The sequence below is a fragment of the Alphaproteobacteria bacterium GM7ARS4 genome (genome assembly GCA_014332745.1).
Classification (GTDB): domain Bacteria; phylum Pseudomonadota; class Alphaproteobacteria; order GM7ARS4; family GM7ARS4; genus GM7ARS4.
In genome coordinates this window covers 433,064-457,414 of record JACONL010000001.1, presented here as the reverse complement: position 1 = coordinate 457,414, position 24,351 = coordinate 433,064, and the positions used below count along the sequence as shown (strand labels likewise).

Here is a 24,351-nt window from a genome sequence, read left to right as displayed (position 1 = left end):
CTATGGAAAGAGCCTATCCTCTCCTTGTTATCTTCGATATGGATGGCGTGCTTATCGATAGCCGCGACACCCATTTCGACACCCTCAATGCCGCCCTCGCCCCCCATGGCAAAGACTATGTCATCAGCCGTCAAGAACATCTCTCGACCTATGATGGACTGCCCACAAGAGAAAAACTGAGGCGCTTGTCCCAGACAAAAAACCTGCCCTTAGCGCTCCATGAGCGCATATGGAAAGACAAGCAAGATGCCACCATCCAAGCCTTTCGCCTCTTAGGCAAGGACGGCGAGCTTATCAGCGTGTTTCAGCAATTACGCAAAGAAGGATACAAAATAGCCGTTGCCAGCAACAGCATACGCAACACCGTCTCTCTTCTCCTCGCCCGCTTAGGCTTGCATGAGTTTATCGACTATGTCATCAGCGCCGAAGATGTCGTCAGCGATAAGCCTCACCCCGAAATGTATTGGCGTTGCATGATGGCGCTCAAAACAATCCCCGACAAGACCATCATCGTCGAAGATAGTCCCGTCGGCTTACAAGGCGGCCATGACAGCAAAGCCCATGTTATCCATGTGAAAAACAGGCTGGATGTGAATAAGGCGTTGCTTGAGAAAATACGAGACACCTTCGCCACCAGCCATAGCGCACCCCCCATCCCATGGACGGACGAACAGATGACGATCCTTATCCCCATGGCGGGACTGGGGTCACGATTCACGCAAGCAGGCTACACATTCCCAAAACCGCTTATCGAAGTCTCAGGCAAACCTATGATTCAACTTGTCGTTGAGAATCTCAATATCAAGGGACAGTATGTTTTTATCGTCCAAAAAGAACATTATGAACGCTATTCTTTGCATTACTTGCTCAATCTGATAGCCCCTCAATGTTCCATCGTCCAATGTGATGGGCTCACAGAAGGAGCAGCATGCACGTCCCTCTTGGCGGAAAAGCACATCGACAATGGACGTCCCTTGCTTATTGCCAACTCAGACCAATTCATGGAGTGGGATACCCATAAATGCATGAGTCGTTTTTTTGCTAAAGACATCCATGGGGGAATCCTCACGTTCGAGAGCATTCACCCTAAATGGAGCTATGCCAAATTAGGCGACAATGGCTTCGTCAGTGAAGTGGCAGAGAAAAAACCCATTAGCCATCATGCCACAACAGGCGTCTATTTCTGGAAAGAGGGGCGCGACTATGTTCGCTATGCCAAACGCATGATAGAGAAGGACATACGCACCAATAACGAATTTTATATCGCTCCCGTCTTCAATCACGCCATAGAGGATGGACGGAACATTCGTATCCAACATATCAAAACCATGTGGGGATTAGGAACACCTGAGGACCTCACCTATTTCCTAGAACATTACAAAGGCCCCCTATAGACGCCGCGCCTATGCATATTATCGCCCACAGGGCAAATGTGGACGGGGTCAATAGCGCCACAGAAAATCACCCCACCCATGTCGATAAAGCCCATACACAGGGATTCGATGTGGAAATTGACATGTGGTATGTGGCGGGAAAGACTCCCTTGTTTCTGGGGCATGACGCTCCCCTCTATCCTATCACCCATGCATGGCTTGCTGAACGTGGCCATTATCTATGGGTTCATTGTAAGAATATCGATGCCCTCCATTTCTGTGCAACGCACAAGCATTTAGGCTTTGACTTTTTTTGGCATGAAGGCGATGCCTATACGCTCACCCATAAAGGCTTCATATGGACGTATCCTCGCCAACCCCATACATCCCGCTGTATCCTCGTGAAACCAGAATTGTGGCAAACACCCCCCTACCAGCTGCCTTCCCCCTTATGTGTTGGACTCTGCACCGATAGGCCGCGCGCATGGCAACAGCGTCTCCTGTCGTCCCCCCCATCATCCCCCCCGTCATTTTTGTCGTGAGGTCTCTTTTGCCTTGCGCCTCGTCTTTAGCGGGATGATGGCGCTGTAGGCGATGCCCATACAGCGGGTGTCGCCATAGAGCGCCAACAGGCTTTCACGGCAGACAAGACGATCGTCCATGTGACAAAGACAAAGAAGAGCGTCAATGCCGTGTTGATATAGTCATTGGCGATGAGCTGGTAGGCTTGTTCCTGTAGGGAGGGCGCAAGACTGCCGTCCCGTAAGCCTTGCTCGAGCCATTGGGCGTGGCTCAGAAAACCTGTGCGTCTGTCATCGCTAAACACTTTATGCCATGACGCGCTTGTCGTCACAAGCAACATCCACGCCATGGGGCAAGCCGTTATCCATGCATAGCGCGCCTTTTGGTGCTTCACGAGGAGGATGGTGCATATGGCGAGCGCCATGACACCAAGCATCTGATTTGAGATACCAAAGAGGGGCCAGAGGCTATTAATCCCCCCCAGCGGGTCGAGCGTGCCGTGATAAAGGAAATACCCCCATGCGCCACAAAAGAGGGCGCTCGTCAGCAAGGCGCCGGGCGTCCAACTCACATCACGAAAGCGGGGAAAGACTTGGGCGAGGACATCCTGGAGCATGAAACGTCCCACCCGTGTCCCCGCATCGAGAGTCGTCAAAATAAAGAGCGCCTCGAACATAATGGCGAAATGATACCAGAGCGCCATAAGACGCTCTGCCGTGACAGAGGAAAACAGAGTCGCCATGCCGACAGCAAGGGAGGGAGCGCCACCCGTGCGCGCAAAAAGTGTCTCTTCACCCATCATACGCGCTAATTCCTCCATGCGGGGCGCGCTCACGTCATATCCCCATCCCGTGATCACCGCCGCCGCGACAGTCGGGTCAGAGGATGTGAGACTCGAAGGCGCATTGATGGCAAAATAGACACCGGGCTCTAGGACAGATGCCGCAATGACCGCCATAATGGCGACACACATCTCCACCGCCATCGCCCCATAGCCAATGAATCGTATGTCACCCTCACTCTTCAACATTTTTGGCGTTGTCCCCGAACAGACAAGGGCATGAAAGCCAGAAATAGCGCCGCACGCAATGGTGATAAAGACAAAGGGAAAAACAGAACCCGCAAACACAGGACCACTGCCATCAATGAACGAGGTGAGCGCTGGCATATGAAGATCTGGACGCAAGATGATAATGGCACACGCCATCATGACAACCGTGCCAAGCTTCATAAATGTCGATAAATAATCACGGGGAGCAAGGAGCAACCACACAGGCAAAGCGCTGGCGAAAAACCCGTAGATGATCAACATCAACGCAATCTGTGACGCATCGAAATAGAACCACTGACGCAACGACTCGTGCGTATCCAACATACCGCCAGCGACAACAGCCATGAGCAATAACGCAACGCCTATCAATGTCCCTTCAATGACACGACCGGGGCGCACGCGACGCATATGAAAGCCCATGAGGATGGCGATAGGAATCGTCAACGCCACCGTCGCCGTCGCCCACGGGCTATGCTTCATGGCATTGGCAACGACCAAGCCAAGAACAGCAATGAGAATCACCATAATGACAAGCAACCCGATAAGCGCAACACCGCCCACAAAGGGACCCAGCTCGTCACGCGCCATCTTCCCCAAAGAACGCCCATCACGACGAGTCGAGAAAAATAAGACGACCATGTCCTGCACACACCCGCCTAACACAGCCCCTATCAAAATCCACAATGTGCCCGGAAGATAGCCAAATTGCACCGCTAACGTTGGCCCTATCAAAGGACCAGGACCAGCAATGGCCGCAAAATGATGCCCAAACACGACCCAACGATTTGTCGGCACATAGTTATGCCCGTCCTCCAGACGCACCGCCGGCGTCACACGACTAGGGTCAAGAGCAAGCACCTTCGCCGCAATAAACGCGCTATAGAAACGATAGCCTAAACTGGCACAGCATAACGCCGCCACCATAAGCCACAGGCTGTTGATAGGCTCACCGCGATGAAAGGCGATGGTCGCAATAGACCATACAGCAAGGACGCATACACACGCCCACAACAATGCCTGAACAAAAGGCGCGCGCCCCAACGCCACAAGCACATCCCCTAGCTTATCCCCTCTCCCCCTCCCTCTCCTATGAAACCATCCGCCCATCATAAAGCCTCTCGCCCCGCCCCTCAGTTCATGTCCTCTTCACCCTCACGCATGTGCTATACTACAGCACGACAGCACACGTTTGCAATATGGATTTCCCCAGCCAACGCTTATGCCAACGCTCCAGCCAACGCTCATGCCTAAAAACAAGAAACTCGCCCTCCTCTATTATGGCATGCCGTCCCCCTATTGCATGCATCTATGCCACCAAAGCCATCTCTCTGCCATCAGAGACCCTAACCCCTCATGGGATATTGATGTCTTTGCCCATCTCTTCTGCCCCCCAGCATACAAGAGGGAGACAGAACATGAGGACACAGACACCCCCACAGAGACCCTCCACAGAGCATCACCATGGCCCTATGGCATACCCAGCCTGACCCGATTAATCAACGCCATGTGGCGACCAAAAGGCTTGGTGATAGAACATCCTCCCTCTCCCAAGACCCTCCATACGCCTCAAGAACGCACACCGCCCCACACCTCCCCCCACACCTCTATGGCATGTCGTCAGCCTTACCACCAAGATGTGCTGAGCGCATGCGCCTCCCACGTCTTAACAAAAGGCGCAAGGCCAGCATTTTGGCGCGACGTCCTCACAGCCTATGGCATCGACATCGCCAGCACCCTCAAATCGATAACAGAAAAGAAGGACGCCTTCTCCTATGATGCGACTCTGTGCATGCGTATGGATGTTATCTTCCCCCATACAAGCGCCTTCATCCTCCCCACCAGCCTGCCATCTGATATTTTTGTGCCTCGAGAGCCATCTCTGACAATGGCTTGCGCCTTTGGGCGTTCTTCATCTATGGACATTTATGGGCGACTCTTTAAACATCTCCCCTCCCTCCTCACATCATCCCCCTCGCCCACCAGTCGCCAAGACGCCCATCACGATAGCCGTCTCTCTCTAGAGAGCCTCACCCCCTTAAGCTATCGCCATGACCACATACCCGCTCTCTACCTCTATGACGAGAGGGAAAAAAGCCTCCAACGAGACGTGCCACAAAGAGTTCGCGCCCTACAACAGCACATAGAGCATATCAAACAACGTTTACGCAAAACAAAACACAACGCCTCACGCCATGAAGACACCCCCGCCCCAGCGCCGCATGACGTCAAGGCGCTCAGGGAGGCTATCGCCCCCTTGAAAGAGGATATTATCGCCCTCTATCGTCTGTTCGATAGCACCCTCCCCGCCCAACAATGGTCCACCGCATGGCGCAAGGAACATTTCTAAGACGTTCCCACCCCAGCAGACATCATGAGAAAGAGCATAGCATGTTTCTAGAAATCACCTCCCCACAACCACCAAAGGAAGACCATGAAAACGGAAGCCCCCCAAAAGGTTCACGTGGAGAGTCGCGTAAAAGCCCAAGAAAACGCATGGCGCTCCTCTATTCAGGACAACCACGCCATATCTTAGAGTGCGCCGACAACCATAGAACATCCCTCCACAAGAAGAATCCCACATGGGATATCGATATCTTCGCCCATATCCCCTACCCCCTGACAATGGAGAGACAAAAAAATATCGAGGCCATTCACTTCATGCGTGGCTTTTGGCGCTATGGTATCGACTCCCTCAAAGACCTTCTCCATACCCTATGGACGCCGCGCCATGTCATCATCGAAGACCCCATGAAGCAGGGAGGCTATTTCGATGAAGGCGATAAACACGACCCGCCGCCATGGCGTCTCGATGCGCACTACGCTATCACCGAGACTTTCCCACCAAAAAAGAACAGATACCTCAACACCCTTCCCATGTTCTATAGCATCGAGATAGCCAATGGCCTCAAATGCGCCTTCGAGAAAGCCCATGGGTTTGTCTATGATTGTGTCGTCCGTATGAGAAGCGACATTTTCTTCTTAAAAGAGCTCAAGCCCATGGCATGCTATGACCTCAATGCCCTTCATTGTTTCACAGACAATCAACATCGTATCCATGATGTGTTTGCCTTTGGCACATCCCGTATCATGGATCTTTATGGTCGAGTCTTTGCCGACCTCATGGCCATCTATGACGTCATCCAACAACATCCCGACTTCGCACCCTATAAAGGCATGGCGACCATCAATCCACGCCTCTTATACACACAAATGGCCATCATCCATAAGATTCCCCTCCACAATTTAGGCAGCTACCATTGGGTGCTCTACAGAATGCAAAAATTCCACTTGGAACGTTGTCGCGAGATTTACGCCCACTATCGTCGATTAGAGCATATGCTTCGACAATGGGAACGCCCCCGCACACAACAGGCTTCAAACAGTGCCTTAGGTGCTGAGACCTCTCAGCAAGAGCATGCGCCCCCTTCTTTCAGCCAGGCCCACGCCATGCTTCGTGTTATGGAAACGTCCCTCAAGGAGTATCTTCTTGGCGGCGAAGAAGGCTTCATTCCCGTCGAACGTGTCGTCCCTCAATTTCCCTATCCCAGAAGCTTAGACGACCTTGTGCCTTCATCCATCAAAGAAGACCTTGACACATCCGTCTCGACGGCATAAGGGTATGGTGAGAGGACGGGCGTTACCATGAAAATCGTCATCGGTGGCATATCATTGAGTCGTGGTAGGTAACATGGGTGTCAGTTTTTTATTTTCAGGACAGGCATCCCATTATGTCGGCATGGGCAAGGCGCTCTATGATGGCTTTGAGCAGGCGCGCGCTGTCTTCGATGAAGTTGACTCGGCATTGTCCCAATATCTGTTTCGCCTGATGACAGAGGGGACGGAGGAATCGTTGCGACAAACCATGAATGCCCAGCCAGCCATCATGGCGGTGAGCGTTGCGGCGTATCGTTGCTTTCACCATGAGACGGGTGGCGCATGCGCGCCTTTATTCCATGCGGGACATTCCTTGGGTGAGTATTCGGCGCTTGTCTGTGCGGGGAGTCTTGACCTCACCGCATGCGCGCACTTGTTGCGTTTGCGCGGCCAATCCATGCAGAAGGCTGTCCCAGAAGGCGAAGGCTCGATGGCGGCTGTCCTTGGCTTAGATATCGATGCCGTCATGGCGTGCGCGCGCATCGCCAGTGAGGAGACACAAGGATGTTGTGTCGCCGCCAATGATAATGCCCCTGGACAAGTCGTCATCGCCGGCGATAAAGCCAGCGTTGCCCACGCACAAAGAGAAGCAGAAAAACATGGCGCAAAGAAGGTTCTTCCCCTCAATGTCAGCGCACCTTTCCATTGCCCCTTGATGCAACCAGCCGCTGAGACGATGGCAGAGGCGTTAGCGCAAACAGAATTGAAAGACCCCACACCGCCCATTATCTCCAACGTGACAGCGCGGGAAGAATGTCATGGCGACTCCATACGGAAACGATTGGTGGAACAAATCACCGCCATGGTCCGTTGGCGCGACTCCATGCTCTACCTTCAGGATAAAGGAACAGAGATGTTTATAGAGTATGGGCCTCGACCGATCCTCTGTGGCATGATGAAACGTATTGCCCCAACCCTGTCCTGTTCCCATGTGGGAGACGAGAAAAGCCTCCGTGCGACATGCGCCCTCTGGGAGAGCCTTCAATCATGTCCTTAGAACAGCCTTTCTTTTCGCTCACGGGGAAAACAGCCCTCATCACCGGCGCCAGTGGCGGTATTGGCAGAGCCATTGCCGACACACTCAACCGACAAGGCGCTCATGTCATCCTCACAGGGCGCAATGCTACAGCCCTAGCCTCTTGCGCCGACAGCCTCGCCAACAAAAACTATACCCTTATCCCCATAGACTTAACAAAAGAACGGGATGCCCCAAAAGCGTTAGCGACACGCGCTCTCGAGGAAAGAGAGACCATCGACATCCTTGTCAATAATGCTGGGATGACGCGCGACCAGCTGCTCCTACGGCTCAAAGATAGTGATTGGCATGATGTGGTGGAGACGAATCTCACCGCCCTTTTTCGCCTCTGTCGCGCCGTCGTGCCTCTTATGATGAAAAAACGCTGGGGACGCATTATCAGCATCTCGTCCATCGTTGGACGCATGGGGAATGCCGGGCAAACAGCCTATAGCGCCACAAAAGCAGGCATGGAAGGATTCAGCCGTTCTCTGGCAAAAGAAGTGGCACGTCGCCATATCACCGTCAATTGTATCGCCCCCGGCTTCATTACGACACCCATGACAGACGCCCTTGACGATAGGCTCAAGCAAGACATGCGCGCCCATATCCCCATAGGACGATTCGGACAGCCCCATGATGTCGCCACAGCTGTCGCCTTTCTAGCAAGCGAACAGGCATCCTATATCACTGGAGAAACCCTCCATGTCAATGGCGGGATGATGATGGCATGAGACACTGATGATGAAAAGATAGAGGCACATGCGTCCATGATAGTCATTGACAGGAAAACAGAATTCCTATAGAAGCCATGAGTGAGAGGGCAACCCGATAGATTTATTTATGGAGTGTCGCCATGAGCACAATACAAGAACGGGTCACAAAGATTATCGTCGATCAACTGGGTGTCGAGAAAGAAAAAGTCGTCGATGATGCCAGTTTCATAGATGATCTTGGTGCCGATAGCCTCGATACGGTGGAGTTGGTGATGGCTTTCGAAGAGGAATTCGAATGCGAGATCACGGACGAACAGGCATCGACGATACAGACGGTGAAAAACGCCATTGATTTTCTTGAAAAGAACAAGGCGTCCTAGGGCGAATATCGTTTTCTGTCTCGTCCATATGCTTTAGACGGCGCTTTAGACGCCTCAGGATGGTCTCTTATGTCGGAACGTGTTGTCGTCACAGGGCTTGGTTTGATATGTCCTCTCGCATGCGGTGTCGAGGCGAGTTGGAAACGCCTGATAGAGGGTGAGAGTGGTATCGATGTCATTCGCTCCTTTGATACGGAGGGGTGGCGCTGTCGTATTGCTGGTGAAATCCCTGTGCGCCAAAATGATGAGGACAAAGAAGACGTTTTTTGTCCTGATGATTGGATTCCAGCGCGGGAACGCAAGCATGTAGACCCTTTTATCGTCTATGCGCGTGTCGCTGCCACCCAAGCCATTAGAGATTCTGGCTGGACACCCTCTCATGAAGAAGAGCTCGCGCGAAGTGGTGTCGTCTTTGGTTCTGGCATAGGAGGATTGGATGGTATTTACAAAAATGCTGTTGCCCTTCATGAGAAAGGCCATCGTCGCGTGTCGCCTTTTTTTGTGCCAGCCTCTCTTATCAACCTTGCGGCTGGCGGCATTTCTATCGAGCATGGCTGGCAGGGGCCCAATGTGTCTCTCGTCACGGCATGTTCGTCTGGCGCCCATGCCATAGGCGATGCTGCCGCCTTGGTGAGACGAGGCGACGCCGATGTCGTTGTCGCTGGTGGTGCTGAGTCCGCCATTAATCCATTAGGCGTCAGTGGCTTTGCGGCTATGCGCGCCCTCTCGACCAACTTCAATGATCGGCCAACCCAAGCCTCGAGGCCTTGGGACACAGAACGTGATGGCTTTGTCATGGGCGATGGCGCTGGCGCCGTCATCATCGAGTCATACAGCCACGCCAAGAAACGAGGCGCGCATATCTATGCTGAAGTCTTAGGCTATGGACTCTCTGGCGATGCCTATCACATCACTGCTCCCCATGCCGAAGGACGAGGCGCATGGCAAGCCATGCGGAGCGCCCTACGAAACGCTCAGCTGAACCCCGATGACATCAGCTATATCAACGCCCACGGTACCTCCACGCCTTTAGGCGATGGCGTCGAAATCAATGCTGTGCGCAAAGCCTTTGGCCATGATGCCTCACATGTCCCGATGTCGTCCACAAAATCCTCTGTCGGCCACCTTTTAGGCGCCGCCGGGAGTGTGGAAGCTATCTTCTGTATCCTCGCACAGCGCGATGGCGTCATCCCCCCCACCATCAATCTCAACAACATCGACCCCGCATGCCAAGACATGGACCTTGTGGCAAAAACAGCGCGCACAAAAAAGCTACGCTATACGCTCTCCAATTCCTTTGGCTTCGGAGGCACGAACGCCACACTTATCTTTGCCCCACCGCCCTAAGGGACCATGATGACAGAAAAATATGACGGAAAAAAACGATATGCCGTCCTCAGAGAGACCATACGCGCCCTATGGCGTCGGTGTTTTCTCCCGTTATCGACCATGTCCCTACCCTTATGCCTTGTCTCGTATAAGAAACACCATATTTTTACCGCGCTCCTCGTCGCCGCCATCGCTATCCCCTTCCTCGTCATCGGTGATAGCCTCTTACGCCCTCTAGCGCGCCATATAGACAAACCCTTCACCCTCGTTATCGAAGCGGGCGACACCCCCGCCAGTGTCGCAAGGCGCATGCAACGCAACCACATCCCCATCAATGCCAGCGCCTTTCTCTACACATTACGTATCACAGGCGACCATGACGACCTCAAGGTTGGCACATATCACATAGACCCGCAACAATCCCTCCTCGAGGCCATCGACAGGATGGTACAAGGACGCTCTGTCCTCCTACGCCTCACCATTCCAGAAGGCTATAGCCTCGCCCAAGCCATCGACATCATCAATAACACACAAAACCTACGCGGGCATGTCCCGTCCAATCTGTGGGAAGGAGCGTTATTCCCCGATACCTACCTCTATCGCCATGGCGAACAACGTGCGACCCTCATCCGTCGCATGCGCGACAAGGCGGACGAGACCCTCCAGAAGATATGGCAGACGCGCGACAACGACCTCCCCATCGAGACAGCCTATGATATGCTCATCCTCGCCTCCATTGTCGAAAAAGAGACAGGACAAGCATCGGAACGCGCCCGTATCGCCGCCGTCTTTCACAATCGTCTCAGACGTGGCATGCGCCTCGAGTCCGACCCAACAGTCATCTACGGAATCACAGGAGGCACGCCCCTTGGACGCCCGTTGTTCTATAGCGACCTCAGACGTCACAGCGCATGGAATACCTACCGTATCAAAGGGCTTCCCCCTTCGCCTATTTGCCTACCAGGGGCAGATGCCTTGCAGGCGGTGGCACATCCCATCACAAGCAACGAACTCTTTTTTGTCGCCAACGGCACGGGTGGGCATACATTTGCCGAAAATTATGAAGACCATCAAAAGAATGTCGAGCAATGGCGCGCATGGCAAAGACAACATCAAAACAAAAAGAAAGACGGCGAAGAGGAACGATAAGAACCTATGGCAAACGCCCCTATCGAAAGACAAGGCATGATGATGGTCATCTCCTCACCATCGGGGGCCGGCAAAACATCGATTTCCCGCGGCATGATAGCGCAAGAATGCTCTGACCATCTTATGCTCTCTGTCTCAGCGACAACCCGTCCCCGCCGTCCCTTTGAAATCGAAGGCGTCCATTATCACTTCATGGATAAAGCGCAATTCGACAGATTGTGCCAACGCCACGCCTTCCTCGAACATGCGCACGTCTATGGCTATCACTATGGGACATTGAAAGAACCCGTGACGTCTTCCCTCCAAAAAGGACAAGATGTCCTCTTCGATATCGATTGGCAAGGCGCGCAAGCGCTCAAACGCCACCATCCCCACCATACCGTCAGCCTCTTCATCCTTCCCCCCTCCCTCAAAGCCCTAGAACAGAGGCTTAAGAAACGTGAACATGAAGGTGAGTCCCAAGATAATAGCGCCTATCGCCTACAGCACGCAGAACAAGACATCGCCCGATGGCGTCACTATGACTATGTGCTTATCAATGACGACCTGTCAGAGGCTATCGCCCAAGCGCGCGCCATTCTCGCCGCCGAACGCCTCAAAAGACAACGACTCATCGGCATGGAGTCGTGGATACACACACTTCACACTATCCCCTCTCAACAGAGGAAGGGATAGACCCCTCACACCCCTCACACCCTTCCGAGGGAAGCCGTGTAGCATTGCGCCAAACGATAGAAACATGGCGGTGGCACATCTTGCGGACGCAACGTGCCATCGATGTTGGCGTCAGCGCAAAGCCTTGCGCCGCCTCCTTCAAGACCAGCAAGAGACGTGGCAAGCATTTTACGCCTCATGCCAAAGGCTAGACGGAGAATCTTGTCTAGATCAGCCTCAACCACATCCATCTGGGGTTTTTCTCGCCTTCGCAACATCACGAGTTGCGAATCAACCTTTGGGGGTGGCATGAAGTTACGCCTATGAATCATGAAGAGCGGTTTCACGTGAAAAACACGCTGCACGGCAACCGAGAGGCGACCATAATCACGCCCTGCTGTCGCATGGAGACGACTCACCAACTCTTTCTGCGCTGTTATCAAGATCTCCCCATAGGACGCGCTCTCACGTAGCCACATCGCCAAGAGGGGAGACGAGAGATGGTAAGGGATATTGGCGACAATCTTGAGAGGATGGTGCGAGAGGCGATGGCGACGGGCGAGCTGCGGTATATCCAAGCGAAGAACATCATCAGCAAGCACCGTCATACGTTTTTGCGCATGAGACGATAAAAGCGTGAGAGCATCGAGACAGCGCCTATCATTCTCAACGGCATAGACATGGCGCGCGCCTAAGAGCAAAAGGGCGCGACTGAGCGAGCCAATACCCGCCCCAATATCGAAGACAACGGCATGCGTCAAGGGAAGGGCGGCGCGCGCTATGCGCAATAACAAAGGGTCATTCAGGAGAAAATGCTGTCCGCGATGGGGACGAGGAATGACACCATAGGCTTTCCTCAACAGAGAAGAGGAGGGAAGACACATGGTGTCTTCCTTCAGGGCGTCTTCCCTCATGCTGTCTCAGCCATGCGTCTCTGTGCCAAACCCCATGCGAGAGAAAGCGCTGCTATGATGCTCTCAACACGCGCTGTGCCTGAGTCAACAATATCGAAGGCAACGCCATGGGCGGGCGATGTGCGAATGAAAGGAATGCCGAGTGTCACATTGACGCCTCTCTCGAAGCATAAGAGCTTAAAGGGGATAAGCCCTTGGTCGTGATAGAGACAGATGATGGCGTCATAAGGGGTATGCGTGTGGGATAAAAAGAGCGTGTCGGCTGGCACGGGGCCTTCTACGTGGATGGAACGCTGACGGAGCATATCGATGGCGGGCTGGAGGATTGTTTGTTCTTCTGTTCCCATGCGTCCCGATTCGCCAGCATGGGGATTCAGGGCGGCAAGGGCGAGACGCGGGCGCGCAATGGCAAAGTCACGGATAAGGGCGTCGTGGACAATGGCCGTTTTTGACATAATGCGCTGAGGCGAGAGCTGGGCGATGACATCGGCAAAGGGACAATGTCCCGTTATCAAGGCAACCCGCCATGATGCCTCAATATCACATAACATCATCACAGGCGTACCACCGCCGTAACGCGCCATCATCTCCGTATGCCCGGGGAAAGAACAGCCAGCAGCATAGAGCGATGCCTTGTGGATGGGATTGGTCACAATGGCGGACGCATGGCCTTGTTGCACAAAGCGACATGCTGTATCGATGCTGGATAACACCTGCTCTTGATGGGAGAGACATGGCACGCCCCAACGCACCTCCTCTTGCAACGGAAGAGGAATGACGGGAAGGCGCTCAGGAAAGACGGCATGGGCTTCACGAGGATGGCTGATGGGTTGTATGGGAACGGCATCGGGATGGGAAAAACGCATGCGGACAGCCCGCTCGAGACACGCCACATCACCTATCACGAAAAAAGAGGGGACATCCTGAGACGTCTCCCGCCTATGATAGGCTCGACTCAGCTGATGCCATGCGACAACGCTCAATTGGGGCGCAATGCCAGACGGCTCTCCCATGGTGACAGCGATAGGAGGCATGGCACGACTCTCGTCATCCATCAGAGACGCCTTTCCACATAGGACGACCGCCACAAGTCGCGAATACGCTTCTGCACAAGCCTCTCCAAACGTCGATAAAAGATACGCTCATGGGCCACATCCCGACTGGGAAGAGCCACTTGCCGTGTTTCCCGCTTGCATAATTTGAGGAAAGCATAGCTATCATACGTCTCTAAAATGTCCGTCACGCCTCTCTCTGGTAGCACCTCGATAGCATTCTTAAACAGCGCCGACAAATCTTCTATCCCCATCTTGCCTAAATCCAAGACACGAATATCATCGATGGCGTCATAGGCATCATCAATGGGACAAGCGCGCCCAGGTTGCTTGGCAATACGTTGTGCTGCCTCGATATGGGTGCGCGCATCCTCTCTCCCCTTGTCAATAGAGACCTGCCTCAGGGCAACCCCAAGAGAATTTTCCTCAGCAAAAAGACGCCTATCTCGAACATAGAGAATATAGACTCCCCCCGACACGATAAGCGGCCCTTGAATATGCCCGATAGATGTCTTTTGCACAGCATCTCGTAGCTCTTGTGCTATATCGTCCAGACTCACCCATCCTATATTGCCTCCCGCCGCTGCCGACGCTGATTGCGAATACTGACGCGCAAGAAGAGAAAACTCATTCGCCAAATTCCGACTGGCCGACAAGACTCCATACACACGAAAAGCCGTATCCATAGATGTCGCCTTATCATCTTCGTCAATGATAGGAAGAAAAATCTCACTGATAAGATATTCATCACGCTTTTCGCGACTTTGGTAAGATTGTAGAAAATCGGCGATCTCGCCATCACTCACACGCACCTCAGGACGCAAAAAAGAACTCACATAGTTATCCCAATAGAGTTGGGCTTCCAATTGGCCAAACCATGCCGCACGGTCATAGCCTTGCTTGTCCATATAGTCCTCAAATTGTCCCTCAGGGACGTTGTTGAGACGCTCTAAATGGCGAAGAGCATCACTGATCTGTTGTGGCGTAATGTCCACAGCGGCGCGCACGGCCTCTTGCTTTTTAAGAATTTCCAAGATGAGATTCTCTAACACACGAGGACGAATGTCATCACGTAACGCCTTGCTGTCCTCCAAGTCTAGACTCTTAATGAAGAGCGTCATACGCTGTTCCACCTCCCCAAGGGTGACAGCCTCGTCATTGACAATGGCGGCAATACCATCGGCAGCTGAGCCATGAGGTACGCCATGAGATATGACACCACACAGAAGCGCCATCCATGCCAAAAAGCGCATGCGCCCCCGCCCGCCTCCTTCGCTGAGACAGCGGGTTGTGATATATCTTGTGATAGGGTGCGTCATAGGTCCCATGGGGTGTTAGCGCACAGACGCCCCTCCCAGATGCTTTAGTTTAAAAATAAAGTTGATGCTATCACTTGGCTCGTAATCCCTATCACGGGTGAAGTTTCTCCTAAAATCGACTCCCCATTCCAAGCAATCACAGGGACGATGAACGAAGGAAAAGCGGTAGTCCAATGTCTGATGTTCTGTAATATCATAGTTAATGCTAGCCCTGACATTCACAGCACTCCCCAGTGGGAAGGAAATACCATGCGTCATATCCTCTCGCCCGCCTCCTCGAGAACTACGTCTTTGTCTGCCAAGGGCTGTAATCCTCTCTCCGATTTTGCTGTAAGAGGAGGTAATACGTATACTGCCCAGAGAGAGAGCGCTGTTAACTTTATGTGACCGCCAATCCACGCCTTTGGGACGCAAAATGCCGTCATAAGAGAGGGTGAGACGTTGCAACAGGCTGAATTTTCCGCCTAAGAGGAGGTAGGAAAGTCTGTCATCGAGCCCTGAGCCAAGTTCATAATCGGTGCTCTTATCGAATCGATAGCTTTGACCGACAAAGATGTCGCTATAAAAGAGTCCGTCACTGCCTTCTTGTGAGAATGTCACGCCATAATCGACATGTTTGCCCGACTCGAGAACATCGCTTCCTATCAAATGATTCTCCTCAAAGAGCGCCAATGGATTCCACTCGAAGCCGATACTCTCATCATCCGTAATACGGTCATCCCTCAGCCCATTGGGCGCCACAGCCAGCAACCAAGAAGGCTCTATCATATATGTCACCTTATCGCCCACATGCACCATAGGAAAACGCCAACGTAGCGATGCTCGAGGGACAAAGCGAAACAGGGTGCGCTTGTTGTTTGGTGTCTCTGTGTCTTCCCAATCGAAAAAGTAGGCATCCGTGCGTAAAAAGCCTTTCGCATCGAACCTGTGACCAGACTCGAGCAGGAAAGGTTGGTGTAGCGTCAATTCCGTCGACAGGCGTTGTTTATCCTCTCTATCGTTGCGGTCGAGACGAACGGACTCCACATCCATAGCCCAGGACGTGCCATTCGTCCCCCTATCGCTCCCATAATGGTAAGAGAAGAACGGCAGGACATCGGCTTGCTCCGCCTTTTTGGCAGAGGGACGTAAATCCTGAAAAGACATGGTGCGTATTTCCACATAGCTGTTGCCAAAAAATCCCTCTCCGTAAATTTCCCTCTTCAATACCTGTAAATTCTCGCCAATGCGAAAAAGTTTGGAAAATGTATCATCACTGGTGTGATAGACGTCCCATCCCCAACGTATATGGGGCGTGATACCAAAATTGGCGCGCGTATGGACATACCCCCTCGTAATCCTTGATTGATCCGTTCTCTCAAAAGAGGCGGCGGAGGTGACAGCGCCCTCAACGAGTAGCGCCCCTTGTGGCGTGTTCCACCGCATCTCCCCCTGAAAGAGCCATCCCGTCAAGCGATAGTATATAGGTGTCATGGTCGCATCGAGAGATGGCGTCGGCGCAAAATAATACGGCATGCCGATAAAAACACCTAAAGGAGAGTGACGCCCAAAGATAGGACGAAGGAAGCCACTTCGACGTTTCACCCGCGGGTCGGGATGGGCGTAATAAGGAAGGTAAAAGACAGGAAAACCAAAGAGAGTCAGGGTGACGTGGTAGTAACGTATCTCTTGGTTGCGGTCGTCATGTTCGACGGTTTCAGCGTAAAGAGCCCATGTGGGTGGTGCATAGAATTCCCCTATCAAAGAACAACGGGCACAAGGCGTATATCCCGCCCTCTTCATAACGATTTTGCGCGACTCGTCTGGTGTCAGCACACCACTCACAGCGGCGACACGCTCTTTCTGCCGTAAGACCATCTGCACGGCTTGAACAATGCCACGGCTCAAATCTCGACTGAGTTCCGCCCGCTCAGACACCATGACATCACCAGAGGGAAAAAACAAACGCACAGAGCCTTCAGCAAGCACCTTGTCACTCTTCCTCATCAAAATGACCTTCTGTGCCGTCAAGACATAGTCGCCATAGGCAATATGCACATCCCCCTCAGCGACGACATGACCCTTCTCCTTGAGGTGCGTCATCGACTCTGCGGAAATATAGAGCTTGTCGCTTTGCTCCTCGTTCCCGTCATTGGCCATCACATCGCCTTGTGCCATGCCATATCCCAAGAGCGTCATCACGACAGCAAGACCATAGCGCCCCATACGTCCCCCATCTCCAGAGTCACGATACCATGCCTTTTTCATTGATAGGACTCACGATAAGACAAGAGTAACGAACTGAAGGCAACGACAACGACCACAGGAATCGATGCCGCAAGGAAAAACGGAATCTGTTCCGCTTCGCCCCGCCCATAGAGAAATTCGGAAAAAATGAAAATGATGAACCCTATGATGATGGTGGCAAGAGACACAATGAACATTCCTCCAAAACCACGTAAAGGAATCATAAGCGCGCATAAGACCGATAACGCCCCCATCCCTGCCGTGAAAAATGGCAACATCACAAGAAAGTAAAAATACATGAGGTGACGGCGTGGCGAAAAACCCGTCTCTTCCATGAGCTGAGAGAACGCAGAGAGATTCCACACCGACACGGCTTCAGGGGGCGTGAAGTTATCCTGTATCTTATCGAAACGTGTCTTTGCTGGATAGGCTATTTTTTCCACTCGACGCGACACGCCATCCGCCTTTGTGACGAGGACATTGTCCAAAGACCATATGTCATACCCGCCAGCCCCATCATGCTCGTCTCCGCTCTCTATGAGAGCCGTCTTTGCGTCCCATCTCTTCAAGAAGCGATTGTCATAGTCAAAAAAGACCATGCTGACATCAGAGAGCGTATTATCACGGCGACTCAACTGTCGGGCATGGATAATGACATTCTCTGATGCGTTTGTCTCCTTGAGCCACAAGCCCGCAGGGGATAAGGCAATATCGCCATCAATGCCACGAAAATAACGATTTTCTAAGTCTAAAAAATTCTTCATGGAGAAAGCCGTCGCAGGACTCAAAAAGAGGACAACGACAGAACCCACCACCAACGCTGGAGGAAAAAAAGCATTTTCGATGCGGCCATCGCCGCACTGGCCGTGAGGGGAATGCCCGTCCGTGTCCCTGCGCGCCTTATCCACTCGAGCCACTCACCGACAAAGACGACAAACAAAAGAAACAAAGTCGTCACAAGGAGCACAAAGGCAAAACGCTTTGCCATATACACCCCCAACGTGGAAGAAAATGGTGGTAACAAACTCATGACAGAACACGCTATCGCCTCGCCATGCCCATCACGCCACGCTTGACCAGCCATCGCGCCACAGCGCCATAGATGTCTTTGTGCCAACGATAGACGGCATCAGCCCACGCTGACGTCCGTTCAGGGTATCGAAGGTGATAAAGAAGACCGCCCACAATAACCAGCCACAAGACATAAGGAATGGCGATGACCCAGAGAAAGCGATACGCCCAGTAATAAGAGGCAATAAGGCCAAATTGCGCTAAGGCAATACAGATGACAGCCGCTAAAATGGGTTTCTTATTGTAGCGACGCGAGTGATGTGCTGTCAGCATAAACACCACGGCGATGAGGGCATAGAGAAAGATACGCGAAGAGTCGAGGAGACGCTTATGGCGTTCCACAGAAAAGAGCGCGTCTTGCTTCTTGCTTGGCGGTGAGAAAAGTTCGTGAAATGTATATTCGGTGGGTTTTTTCACCTGTCGCCGTTGATAATCGGTGCTGTAGAGGAGCATGTCATATTCCTCAAAATCAAGGGTTTCAAGCACAAGATGTTCTCGAGACAATCTCTGCCGTGAGCCTTCGATGAGCCTGAGGCGAATGCCATGCTCAGTGCGTATGAGATTGCCCTTTTGTGCCACGATCGTCACTGGATACTCTTTTTCTCGATTGTCATGGATGAACAGCTGCGAGACAGCGCCCTCCCTATCTTTTTTTGGCACATAGATAATGACATTATCGCCAAGACCGACGAAGCGCCCTTCACGGATAGGAACATACGCCGCATTTTGACGCAAATCGTGACGCAAGTCGCGAAACATAGAATGACTCATCGGCACGATATAAAAGGACAATAAAATCCCTAAGAGAACAAGCGCGCCAGACATGACAAACATGGGACGCGCCAGACGCATATTGGATAAGCCACTGGCGCGCATGACCGTGAGCTCGCTATTGACCTCCAATTGATGATACACGTAGATCACCGCCACGGCGCAGGCAAACGGCATCATGACGCTGATAAGAGACGGCATGAGGAACAAAAAAAGGGGAAGAATCGCTGTGGCTGACGCCCCATAGTCGATAATGAAGTTGAGAAGACTCATGGATTTCCCTAAAATCGCCAAGAACAAAAGCACAAAGACGACGAAGAGAAACATGCCCATCCCATACCACACGATGTAACGGTCGATGACGTGATGTTTTATGCCTCGAGCCTTCTTCTTTGCAAAGAAAGGAAAAGAATATCTTGAAAAAAAGGACATGCGATTCTATGGTAAAGTCCGTGGCGTGCTGTCGTCTCGCAGTATATATGACAATGGGTGATTCGTCTATTGATGATTAAATGCTCTTTTCGTGATAGTCAAAAAAAACGGGAGACATGGGCAGGGGATGTCCTTGTTCTTCCTATGTTCGAGGATGAATCTCTGGATATGACGGGTGTCGTAGGAGACCCGTCTCTCTATCGTGGCGTGTTAGCCCATATCGAGGCATGTCGTTTTCGCGGGAAGAGTGGCGAGCATATGGTTTTATCGCCTCCCGATGGCGTCACGGCATTCCATGTCATTCTTGTCTTAGGGTTTGGGAAAAAGGACTCCCTTGATGTGGAGGCTGTGGAGAAGGCAGCGCGCTGTTGCGCTAAGCAAGCACAGGCATTGGGGGCGCGCTCCCTTCTAGCAGTCTTTATGGATGGCGTGTTTTCCGCAGACCAGCTTGTGACATGGGCAAGCGGTGTGAGTCTGATGACATATCGCTTCGACTCTTACATCGCCTCAAAGGACGAGTCCGACAGGCGCGAGCTAGAGACGCTCACCATTGAGAGCGCCCATGCGTCAGCGTGCGCCGACAGGTGGGAGAAGGAGAAGAACGTCCTCGATGGCGTCGCCCTCACCCGTGACCTTGTCAATGAACCTCCCAACATCCTCACACCACCGGCCTTTGCTGAACGTCTTCGGGCGTTGGAGGCGTTGGGGGTGGAGGTTTCTCTCCATGACAACGTCTCTTTAGAGAAGGAAGGCATGCGCGCCATGCTCGGCGTCGCGCAGGGAAGCGTGTATCCCCCCTCTATGGTCGTGATGAGGTGGCGAGGAAGCACAGGAAAGGACCAAACCCGTCCCGTGACCTTCATTGGCAAGGGCGTGACGTTCGACACAGGAGGTGTGTCATTGAAGCCGTCAGCGGGTATGGAAGAAATGAAGAGCGATATGGGGGGTGCGGGCGTTGTGGCGGGACTGCTCCATGCTCTTGCGGCGCGCAAGGCATCGGTGCATGCCGTTGGTATTGTTGGCCTTGTGGAAAATGCCGTGTCGGGAACGGCGCAACGTCCTAGCGACATCGTCATATCACGGGCTGGTAAGAGCATCGAAGTCCTCAATACAGATGCCGAAGGACGTCTCGTCCTTGCCGACCTCCTATCCTACGCCCAAGACCATATCACACCCCGCATGATTGTGGATTTAGCGACATTGACAGGGGCGATGGTTATCGCCTTAGGCTATGAATATGCCGGATTCTTCAGCAATGATGATACTCTCGCCAACCAATTGACAGACGTGGGACGCCATATCAATGAAAAAGTGTGGCGTATGCCTCTTCACAAGGCATACGACAAAATGCTCGATAGCAAGGTGGCGGATATGCAAAATGTCACCAATCAACGTTCAGCTGGCAGTATTACCGCCGCCCAATTTCTCCAACGATTCGTCCATAAAGACATGGCATGGGCCCATATCGACATCGCTGGCGTCACATATCACAAAAAGCCCTCCTTCCTCAGCCCCTATGGCGCCAGTGGATTCGGTGTGCGTCTCCTCGACCGCCTCGTCTCCCAACATTATGAGTCATGACTCCCTCCTCACAGCGCGCGACGTTTTACATCGCGGCGCGAGAACATCACCCTGCCATCCTCTATAAGCTCCTGCTCAAAATCATTGACGCTAACCCGCCACATCGGGTGGTTGTGCTCTGTGCCCATCAGGAACAAGACCATGACCTCACCGCCCAACTGTGGACATTGGGAAGGAACACATTCCTTCCCCATGGCAATCACGAAGACGGCATGCCAAACTATCAGCCTATATGGCTCACATCCTCACAAGAGACATCACGCCATCCCCCAAATGCCAAGGAACACACACCCCACGTCCTCGTCACCTATGGGGACGCCCTCCCAACGACACAAGACTCACAAGCCACATTTTTCCAAGCCCATAGACACGCCTACGAACGTTTTGTTCTCTTGATAGACCATAAAAACGACGGGACAGATGAAGCCTATCTTGCCCAATGCCAAAACGCATGGGGACAACAGGATACCATGAAAGCCTATCGACATACGGGAAAGGCATGGCATCATATCCCCATAACCGACAAAATGACCGACAAAGAACACCACGCCACAGAGCAAGGAGACAGACCATGACCAAAAGAACGCCCGAAAGAACGCATGAGAGAACACTTTGTATTATCAAACCCGATGCTGTTCTCCGCAACTTTCAAGAGAGTATCACAAAAGACATTCGAGAGAGAGGCTACACCATCGTCAAAGATGCGCGCCTCACATTGACAAGGCAACAGGCGGAGGAATTCTATGGCGAGCATAAAGACAGGCCATTTTTCGATAGCCTCTGTTCCTTCATGACATCCCATGACATCATCGTCTATGTTCTCGAGAAAGAGAATGCGGTACAGGCATGGCGTCAAGACATCGGCAACACAGACCCCACAACGGAGAAGAGAGAGACCTTGCGTAAGCGATACGGCTTTTCAAAAGAGAGCAACGCCCTCCACGGCTCTGACTCCCTAGAGAACGCCCAACGCGAGATTGCGTTTTTCTTTCCCGCCAAAGCGCGCCCTTGACGTCGCCACCCGTGATATACTGATAGCGCTCATGACAATGTTCTTAGCGACCAGCATGTCGCCCGAGTCATGGCGACAAGTAGAGACCAAGTCCCACAAGGATGATGGCCGTGACGACAGACGACCATATGACAATCCCCATAAAGAGATTCCAATCTTGGCGGTGACGCTCTAAATCTTGCTTGTCTAAACTCATGGCAGTGACTCCTTTTACAAACGTGAAAAACAGAGTAAGTAGATATGAAACGCCATTATAGGGGATAGGTGATGTCTGTAAAGCCAAATCGACCGACGCATGTCCCCCCCCATGTTTTAGAGAGGCTCTTTGCGCGTATCCGACAGCGCCAGCGTCATGGTGATACAGCGCGTTCTTATACGGCGCAATTGCTCGCTGGTGGGCGGGCGCTATGCGTGCGTAAATTGGGTGAAGAGCATATGGAAGTCCTCCTCGCTGCTCTCACAGGCACAAAAACAGAGCTCACCCAAGAGAGCGCTGACATGCTCTATCATATGCTTGTCCTGTGGGCTCAATGTGATGTTGAGCCGTCAGCCGTATGGGAGACCCTCGAGCAACGTTTTGCCCGCTCAGGCCTCGTGGAAAAAGCGGAACGGACGAAACAATGAGGGCGTGAGAGATAAGAGTCCCACAGGCGTCATCGCTCCATTGATGATGTTCTTGCTGAGGACGCCACGTCCCCTATAGCTGGCTGAGCGCCTTGCTCCTCCAATCGTTTTTTTGCAAGGCTTATATAGTCCTGATGGATGTCTATGCCGATACCCCTCCTGTTGGTATTTCTTGTGGCAAGCAAGGTTGTTCCACTCCCCATAAACGGGTCAAGGACGACTTGCCCTTCCTTTGAGAACAGCCGTATGAGTGTTTCCATGAGGGCGACAGGCTTCACCGTCAGGTGACGATTGTACTTCTCCCTGAAAGGTTTTTCCACATGTAGCAGGGTAGATGGCGTATGGCCATTCAATGTCGTATTGTTTAAGTCGATGAGCCCTGTTTCCCACGCTAACCAATTTTCTATGAGCGTGCCTTGCGTTGGTTTTTGCGCGATGATGATTGGCTCGAATTGAGGGCGCAATTGCGCTGTTTTTCTCCCGCCAAGCTTTTCTAGGATACTCTGTTTTTCTTTGTCGCTCTTATTCATTTTGCGGACAAAATGCTCCATGCCGAAGGCTTTGCCTTGTGCTCTCGTATAGTGCCAAGCATATAGGTCGCGTATCTCGAAGCCGACATTTTCTAAGGCGATAGCGATTCTGTGAGAAAGGCGCGGGCTACTGAATGCTATGAAGAAGCCACCATGTCGCAAGACCTTAATAGACTGCTCTGCGACCTTTTCGAAAAAAGCCTGTAAATCTTCACCTTGTTTTTTATCGAACTTCATCCCCACAGGCAAGCCACCAACAACGCCAGCCTTGTTCGCTTTTTGTCGCAGTTTGGTGTCGTCCCAACGGGCATCCATGCCATCAATACCATATGGCGGGTCTGTGGCGATGAGATGGACAGAGTTTTCTTCCATAGCGCCCATCACATCGATGCAGTTGCCACACCTTATATCATTGTCAAAGGCACATCTCTTCATCGCATGCCACCCGCTCCTTATGGGAAAGACTCCCGTAGTATGTCTCATGGACATTGGTTGTCAAGGGACTCTTGCAGTGACACGCCTGAGCGTCTATAAAGCCCGTAGACCCACACACACCATATCCCACACACACCATATTCATGTGTGCCATCAACAGAAGAAGAGGTGCGATGCTATGCCCTATGATTCATCAAACATTTTTGCCCAAATCGTGCGTGGCACATTGCCAGCCAAGAAAGTCTATGAAGATGACCATGTCATCGCTTTCCATGACATTCGCCCCTTGGCGGATGTCCATGTCCTTGTCATTCCAAAGGGTGCTTATGACACCATGTCCGATTTTGCCCATAACGGCACGGATACAGAGATAACGGCATTGGTGCGCGCCATTGGCAAAGTCGCATCCCTCATGAGTCTCGAAGAGCATGGCTATCGTGTCATTATCAATCAGGGACAACATGGCGGGCAGGAGGTTGCCCATGTCCATGCCCATATCATAGGAGGCAACGCCTTAGGCCCTATGCTGTCACTGGCCTAG

Annotated in this window: 26 protein-coding genes; 15 read left to right on the top strand and 11 right to left on the bottom strand. The window is 52.3% G+C overall.

The window, feature by feature from the left end; all coding sequences use genetic code 11:
- The first annotated feature begins 2 nt into the window (after nucleotides 1-2).
- Both GDA54_02265 and GDA54_02260 read left to right on the top strand, forming a co-directional pair.
- Nucleotides 3-1,394: an HAD-IA family hydrolase gene (locus tag GDA54_02265; protein ID MBC6497132.1), complete on the top strand. Its 1,392-nt coding sequence runs from the start codon at nucleotides 3-5 to the stop codon at nucleotides 1,392-1,394.
- A gap of 11 nt (nucleotides 1,395-1,405) precedes the next feature.
- Complete coding sequence (locus GDA54_02260) at nucleotides 1,406-1,915, top strand: hypothetical protein (GenBank protein MBC6497131.1); 510 nt, start codon at nucleotides 1,406-1,408, stop codon at nucleotides 1,913-1,915.
- Nucleotides 1,916-1,941: 26 nt separating this feature from the next.
- On the opposite strand, the gene GDA54_02255 is transcribed toward GDA54_02260, so the two are convergent.
- Nucleotides 1,942-4,053, bottom strand: a complete 2,112-nt coding sequence (locus tag GDA54_02255; GenBank protein ID MBC6497130.1) for a carbon starvation protein A — start codon at nucleotides 4,051-4,053, stop codon at nucleotides 1,942-1,944.
- Nucleotides 4,054-4,189: 136 nt separating this feature from the next.
- On the opposite strand from GDA54_02255, the gene GDA54_02250 reads away from it, so the two are divergent.
- The 8 genes from GDA54_02250 to gmk all read left to right on the top strand — a co-directional run bounded on the left by GDA54_02250 (nucleotide 4,190) and on the right by gmk (nucleotide 11,864).
- A complete protein-coding gene (locus tag GDA54_02250) occupies nucleotides 4,190-5,293 on the top strand; it encodes a hypothetical protein (GenBank protein MBC6497129.1) in 1,104 nt (367 codons plus the stop codon).
- A gap of 146 nt (nucleotides 5,294-5,439) precedes the next feature.
- Nucleotides 5,440-6,561 (top strand): hypothetical protein, encoded by a 1,122-nt coding sequence (locus GDA54_02245; GenBank protein ID MBC6497128.1) that lies wholly within the window; start codon nucleotides 5,440-5,442, stop codon nucleotides 6,559-6,561.
- A 73-nt stretch (nucleotides 6,562-6,634) separates the two neighbouring features.
- Entirely contained in the window at nucleotides 6,635-7,597 is a 963-nt protein-coding gene (fabD, locus tag GDA54_02240) for an ACP S-malonyltransferase (protein ID MBC6497127.1), read from the top strand.
- Nucleotides 7,588-8,349: a 3-oxoacyl-[acyl-carrier-protein] reductase gene (gene fabG / locus GDA54_02235; protein ID MBC6497126.1), complete on the top strand. Its 762-nt coding sequence runs from the start codon at nucleotides 7,588-7,590 to the stop codon at nucleotides 8,347-8,349. The genes fabD and fabG overlap by 10 nt, the downstream gene beginning before the upstream one ends.
- A 122-nt stretch (nucleotides 8,350-8,471) precedes the next feature.
- Entirely contained in the window at nucleotides 8,472-8,711 is a 240-nt protein-coding gene (locus tag GDA54_02230) for an acyl carrier protein (protein ID MBC6497125.1), read from the top strand.
- A gap of 69 nt (nucleotides 8,712-8,780) precedes the next feature.
- Complete coding sequence (fabF, locus tag GDA54_02225; protein MBC6497124.1) at nucleotides 8,781-10,058, top strand: beta-ketoacyl-ACP synthase II; 1,278 nt, start codon at nucleotides 8,781-8,783, stop codon at nucleotides 10,056-10,058.
- A gap of 6 nt (nucleotides 10,059-10,064) precedes the next feature.
- Nucleotides 10,065-11,189, top strand: a complete 1,125-nt coding sequence (gene mltG, locus GDA54_02220) for an endolytic transglycosylase MltG (protein ID MBC6497123.1) — start codon at nucleotides 10,065-10,067, stop codon at nucleotides 11,187-11,189.
- A 6-nt stretch (nucleotides 11,190-11,195) separates the two neighbouring features.
- Nucleotides 11,196-11,864, top strand: coding sequence for a guanylate kinase (gmk, locus tag GDA54_02215; protein MBC6497122.1), 669 nt, complete (start codon nucleotides 11,196-11,198; stop codon nucleotides 11,862-11,864).
- A gap of 14 nt (nucleotides 11,865-11,878) precedes the next feature.
- On the opposite strand, the gene rsmA is transcribed toward gmk, so the two are convergent.
- The 7 genes from rsmA to GDA54_02180 are packed head-to-tail and all read right to left on the bottom strand — an operon-like array spanning nucleotide 11,879 to nucleotide 19,628.
- Entirely contained in the window at nucleotides 11,879-12,757 is an 879-nt protein-coding gene (gene rsmA / locus GDA54_02210; GenBank protein MBC6497121.1) for a ribosomal RNA small subunit methyltransferase A, read from the bottom strand.
- A complete protein-coding gene (gene pdxA, locus GDA54_02205) occupies nucleotides 12,754-13,791 on the bottom strand; it encodes a 4-hydroxythreonine-4-phosphate dehydrogenase PdxA (protein MBC6497120.1) in 1,038 nt (345 codons plus the stop codon). Before pdxA ends, rsmA begins: the two co-directional genes overlap by 4 nt.
- A 20-nt stretch (nucleotides 13,792-13,811) precedes the next feature.
- Complete coding sequence (locus GDA54_02200; GenBank protein ID MBC6497119.1) at nucleotides 13,812-15,128, bottom strand: peptidylprolyl isomerase; 1,317 nt, start codon at nucleotides 15,126-15,128, stop codon at nucleotides 13,812-13,814.
- Between the two features lie 15 nt (nucleotides 15,129-15,143).
- Entirely contained in the window at nucleotides 15,144-17,375 is a 2,232-nt protein-coding gene (locus tag GDA54_02195) for an LPS-assembly protein LptD (protein MBC6497118.1), read from the bottom strand.
- Complete coding sequence (locus tag GDA54_02190; GenBank protein ID MBC6497117.1) at nucleotides 17,372-18,169, bottom strand: LptF/LptG family permease; 798 nt, start codon at nucleotides 18,167-18,169, stop codon at nucleotides 17,372-17,374. The genes GDA54_02195 and GDA54_02190 overlap by 4 nt, the downstream gene beginning before the upstream one ends.
- Entirely contained in the window at nucleotides 18,139-18,342 is a 204-nt protein-coding gene (locus GDA54_02185) for a hypothetical protein (protein ID MBC6497116.1), read from the bottom strand. The genes GDA54_02190 and GDA54_02185 overlap by 31 nt, the downstream gene beginning before the upstream one ends.
- A gap of 53 nt (nucleotides 18,343-18,395) precedes the next feature.
- Entirely contained in the window at nucleotides 18,396-19,628 is a 1,233-nt protein-coding gene (locus tag GDA54_02180) for an LptF/LptG family permease (GenBank protein ID MBC6497115.1), read from the bottom strand.
- 72 nt (nucleotides 19,629-19,700) lie between these two features.
- Between GDA54_02180 and GDA54_02175 the strand changes: the two genes are divergently transcribed.
- From GDA54_02175 to ndk, 3 genes are read left to right on the top strand one after another with little or no spacing between them, the layout of a single operon-like run.
- Nucleotides 19,701-21,209 carry a leucyl aminopeptidase gene (locus GDA54_02175; protein MBC6497114.1) on the top strand — a complete coding sequence of 503 codons (1,509 nt, stop codon included), beginning with the start codon at nucleotides 19,701-19,703 and terminating at the stop codon, nucleotides 21,207-21,209.
- Nucleotides 21,206-21,784, top strand: a complete 579-nt coding sequence (locus tag GDA54_02170) for a DNA polymerase III subunit chi (GenBank protein MBC6497113.1) — start codon at nucleotides 21,206-21,208, stop codon at nucleotides 21,782-21,784. The genes GDA54_02175 and GDA54_02170 overlap by 4 nt, the downstream gene beginning before the upstream one ends.
- Complete coding sequence (gene ndk, locus GDA54_02165; protein MBC6497112.1) at nucleotides 21,781-22,221, top strand: nucleoside-diphosphate kinase; 441 nt, start codon at nucleotides 21,781-21,783, stop codon at nucleotides 22,219-22,221. The genes GDA54_02170 and ndk overlap by 4 nt, the downstream gene beginning before the upstream one ends.
- Before the next feature lie 67 nt (nucleotides 22,222-22,288).
- On the opposite strand, the gene GDA54_02160 is transcribed toward ndk, so the two are convergent.
- Nucleotides 22,289-22,417 (bottom strand): aa3-type cytochrome c oxidase subunit IV, encoded by a 129-nt coding sequence (locus GDA54_02160; protein ID MBC6497111.1) that lies wholly within the window; start codon nucleotides 22,415-22,417, stop codon nucleotides 22,289-22,291.
- 71 nt (nucleotides 22,418-22,488) lie between these two features.
- Between GDA54_02160 and hisE the strand changes: the two genes are divergently transcribed.
- The gene (gene hisE, locus GDA54_02155; GenBank protein ID MBC6497110.1) at nucleotides 22,489-22,845 is read left to right on the top strand and encodes a phosphoribosyl-ATP diphosphatase; all 357 of its coding nucleotides are present in this window, start codon (nucleotides 22,489-22,491) and stop codon (nucleotides 22,843-22,845) included.
- 29 nt (nucleotides 22,846-22,874) lie between these two features.
- On the opposite strand, the gene GDA54_02150 is transcribed toward hisE, so the two are convergent.
- Nucleotides 22,875-23,810 carry a site-specific DNA-methyltransferase gene (locus tag GDA54_02150; protein MBC6497109.1) on the bottom strand — a complete coding sequence of 312 codons (936 nt, stop codon included), beginning with the start codon at nucleotides 23,808-23,810 and terminating at the stop codon, nucleotides 22,875-22,877.
- Entirely contained in the window at nucleotides 23,791-23,964 is a 174-nt protein-coding gene (locus GDA54_02145) for a hypothetical protein (protein ID MBC6497108.1), read from the bottom strand. The genes GDA54_02150 and GDA54_02145 overlap by 20 nt, the downstream gene beginning before the upstream one ends.
- A gap of 24 nt (nucleotides 23,965-23,988) precedes the next feature.
- Between GDA54_02145 and GDA54_02140 the strand changes: the two genes are divergently transcribed.
- Complete coding sequence (locus tag GDA54_02140; protein MBC6497107.1) at nucleotides 23,989-24,351, top strand: HIT domain-containing protein; 363 nt, start codon at nucleotides 23,989-23,991, stop codon at nucleotides 24,349-24,351.

Coding starts and splice junctions, on each gene's coding strand:
- GDA54_02265 (MBC6497132.1), top strand. CDS start 3: ATGGAAAGAGCCTATCCTCTCCTTGTTATCTTCGATATGGATGGCGTG.
- GDA54_02260 (MBC6497131.1), top strand. CDS start 1,406: ATGCATATTATCGCCCACAGGGCAAATGTGGACGGGGTCAATAGCGCC.
- GDA54_02255 (MBC6497130.1), bottom strand. CDS start 4,053: ATGGGCGGATGGTTTCATAGGAGAGGGAGGGGGAGAGGGGATAAGCTA.
- GDA54_02250 (MBC6497129.1), top strand. CDS start 4,190: ATGCCTAAAAACAAGAAACTCGCCCTCCTCTATTATGGCATGCCGTCC.
- GDA54_02245 (MBC6497128.1), top strand. CDS start 5,440: ATGGCGCTCCTCTATTCAGGACAACCACGCCATATCTTAGAGTGCGCC.
- fabD (MBC6497127.1), top strand. CDS start 6,635: ATGGGTGTCAGTTTTTTATTTTCAGGACAGGCATCCCATTATGTCGGC.
- fabG (MBC6497126.1), top strand. CDS start 7,588: ATGTCCTTAGAACAGCCTTTCTTTTCGCTCACGGGGAAAACAGCCCTC.
- GDA54_02230 (MBC6497125.1), top strand. CDS start 8,472: ATGAGCACAATACAAGAACGGGTCACAAAGATTATCGTCGATCAACTG.
- fabF (MBC6497124.1), top strand. CDS start 8,781: ATGTCGGAACGTGTTGTCGTCACAGGGCTTGGTTTGATATGTCCTCTC.
- mltG (MBC6497123.1), top strand. CDS start 10,065: ATGATGACAGAAAAATATGACGGAAAAAAACGATATGCCGTCCTCAGA.
- gmk (MBC6497122.1), top strand. CDS start 11,196: ATGGCAAACGCCCCTATCGAAAGACAAGGCATGATGATGGTCATCTCC.
- rsmA (MBC6497121.1), bottom strand. CDS start 12,757: ATGAGGGAAGACGCCCTGAAGGAAGACACCATGTGTCTTCCCTCCTCT.
- pdxA (MBC6497120.1), bottom strand. CDS start 13,791: ATGCCTCCTATCGCTGTCACCATGGGAGAGCCGTCTGGCATTGCGCCC.
- GDA54_02200 (MBC6497119.1), bottom strand. CDS start 15,128: ATGACGCACCCTATCACAAGATATATCACAACCCGCTGTCTCAGCGAA.
- GDA54_02195 (MBC6497118.1), bottom strand. CDS start 17,375: ATGAAAAAGGCATGGTATCGTGACTCTGGAGATGGGGGACGTATGGGG.
- GDA54_02185 (MBC6497116.1), bottom strand. CDS start 18,342: ATGGCAAAGCGTTTTGCCTTTGTGCTCCTTGTGACGACTTTGTTTCTT.
- GDA54_02180 (MBC6497115.1), bottom strand. CDS start 19,628: ATGTCCTTTTTTTCAAGATATTCTTTTCCTTTCTTTGCAAAGAAGAAG.
- GDA54_02175 (MBC6497114.1), top strand. CDS start 19,701: ATGATTAAATGCTCTTTTCGTGATAGTCAAAAAAAACGGGAGACATGG.
- GDA54_02170 (MBC6497113.1), top strand. CDS start 21,206: ATGACTCCCTCCTCACAGCGCGCGACGTTTTACATCGCGGCGCGAGAA.
- ndk (MBC6497112.1), top strand. CDS start 21,781: ATGACCAAAAGAACGCCCGAAAGAACGCATGAGAGAACACTTTGTATT.
- GDA54_02160 (MBC6497111.1), bottom strand. CDS start 22,417: ATGAGTTTAGACAAGCAAGATTTAGAGCGTCACCGCCAAGATTGGAAT.
- hisE (MBC6497110.1), top strand. CDS start 22,489: ATGTCTGTAAAGCCAAATCGACCGACGCATGTCCCCCCCCATGTTTTA.
- GDA54_02150 (MBC6497109.1), bottom strand. CDS start 23,810: ATGAAGAGATGTGCCTTTGACAATGATATAAGGTGTGGCAACTGCATC.
- GDA54_02145 (MBC6497108.1), bottom strand. CDS start 23,964: ATGGCACACATGAATATGGTGTGTGTGGGATATGGTGTGTGTGGGTCT.
- GDA54_02140 (MBC6497107.1), top strand. CDS start 23,989: ATGCCCTATGATTCATCAAACATTTTTGCCCAAATCGTGCGTGGCACA.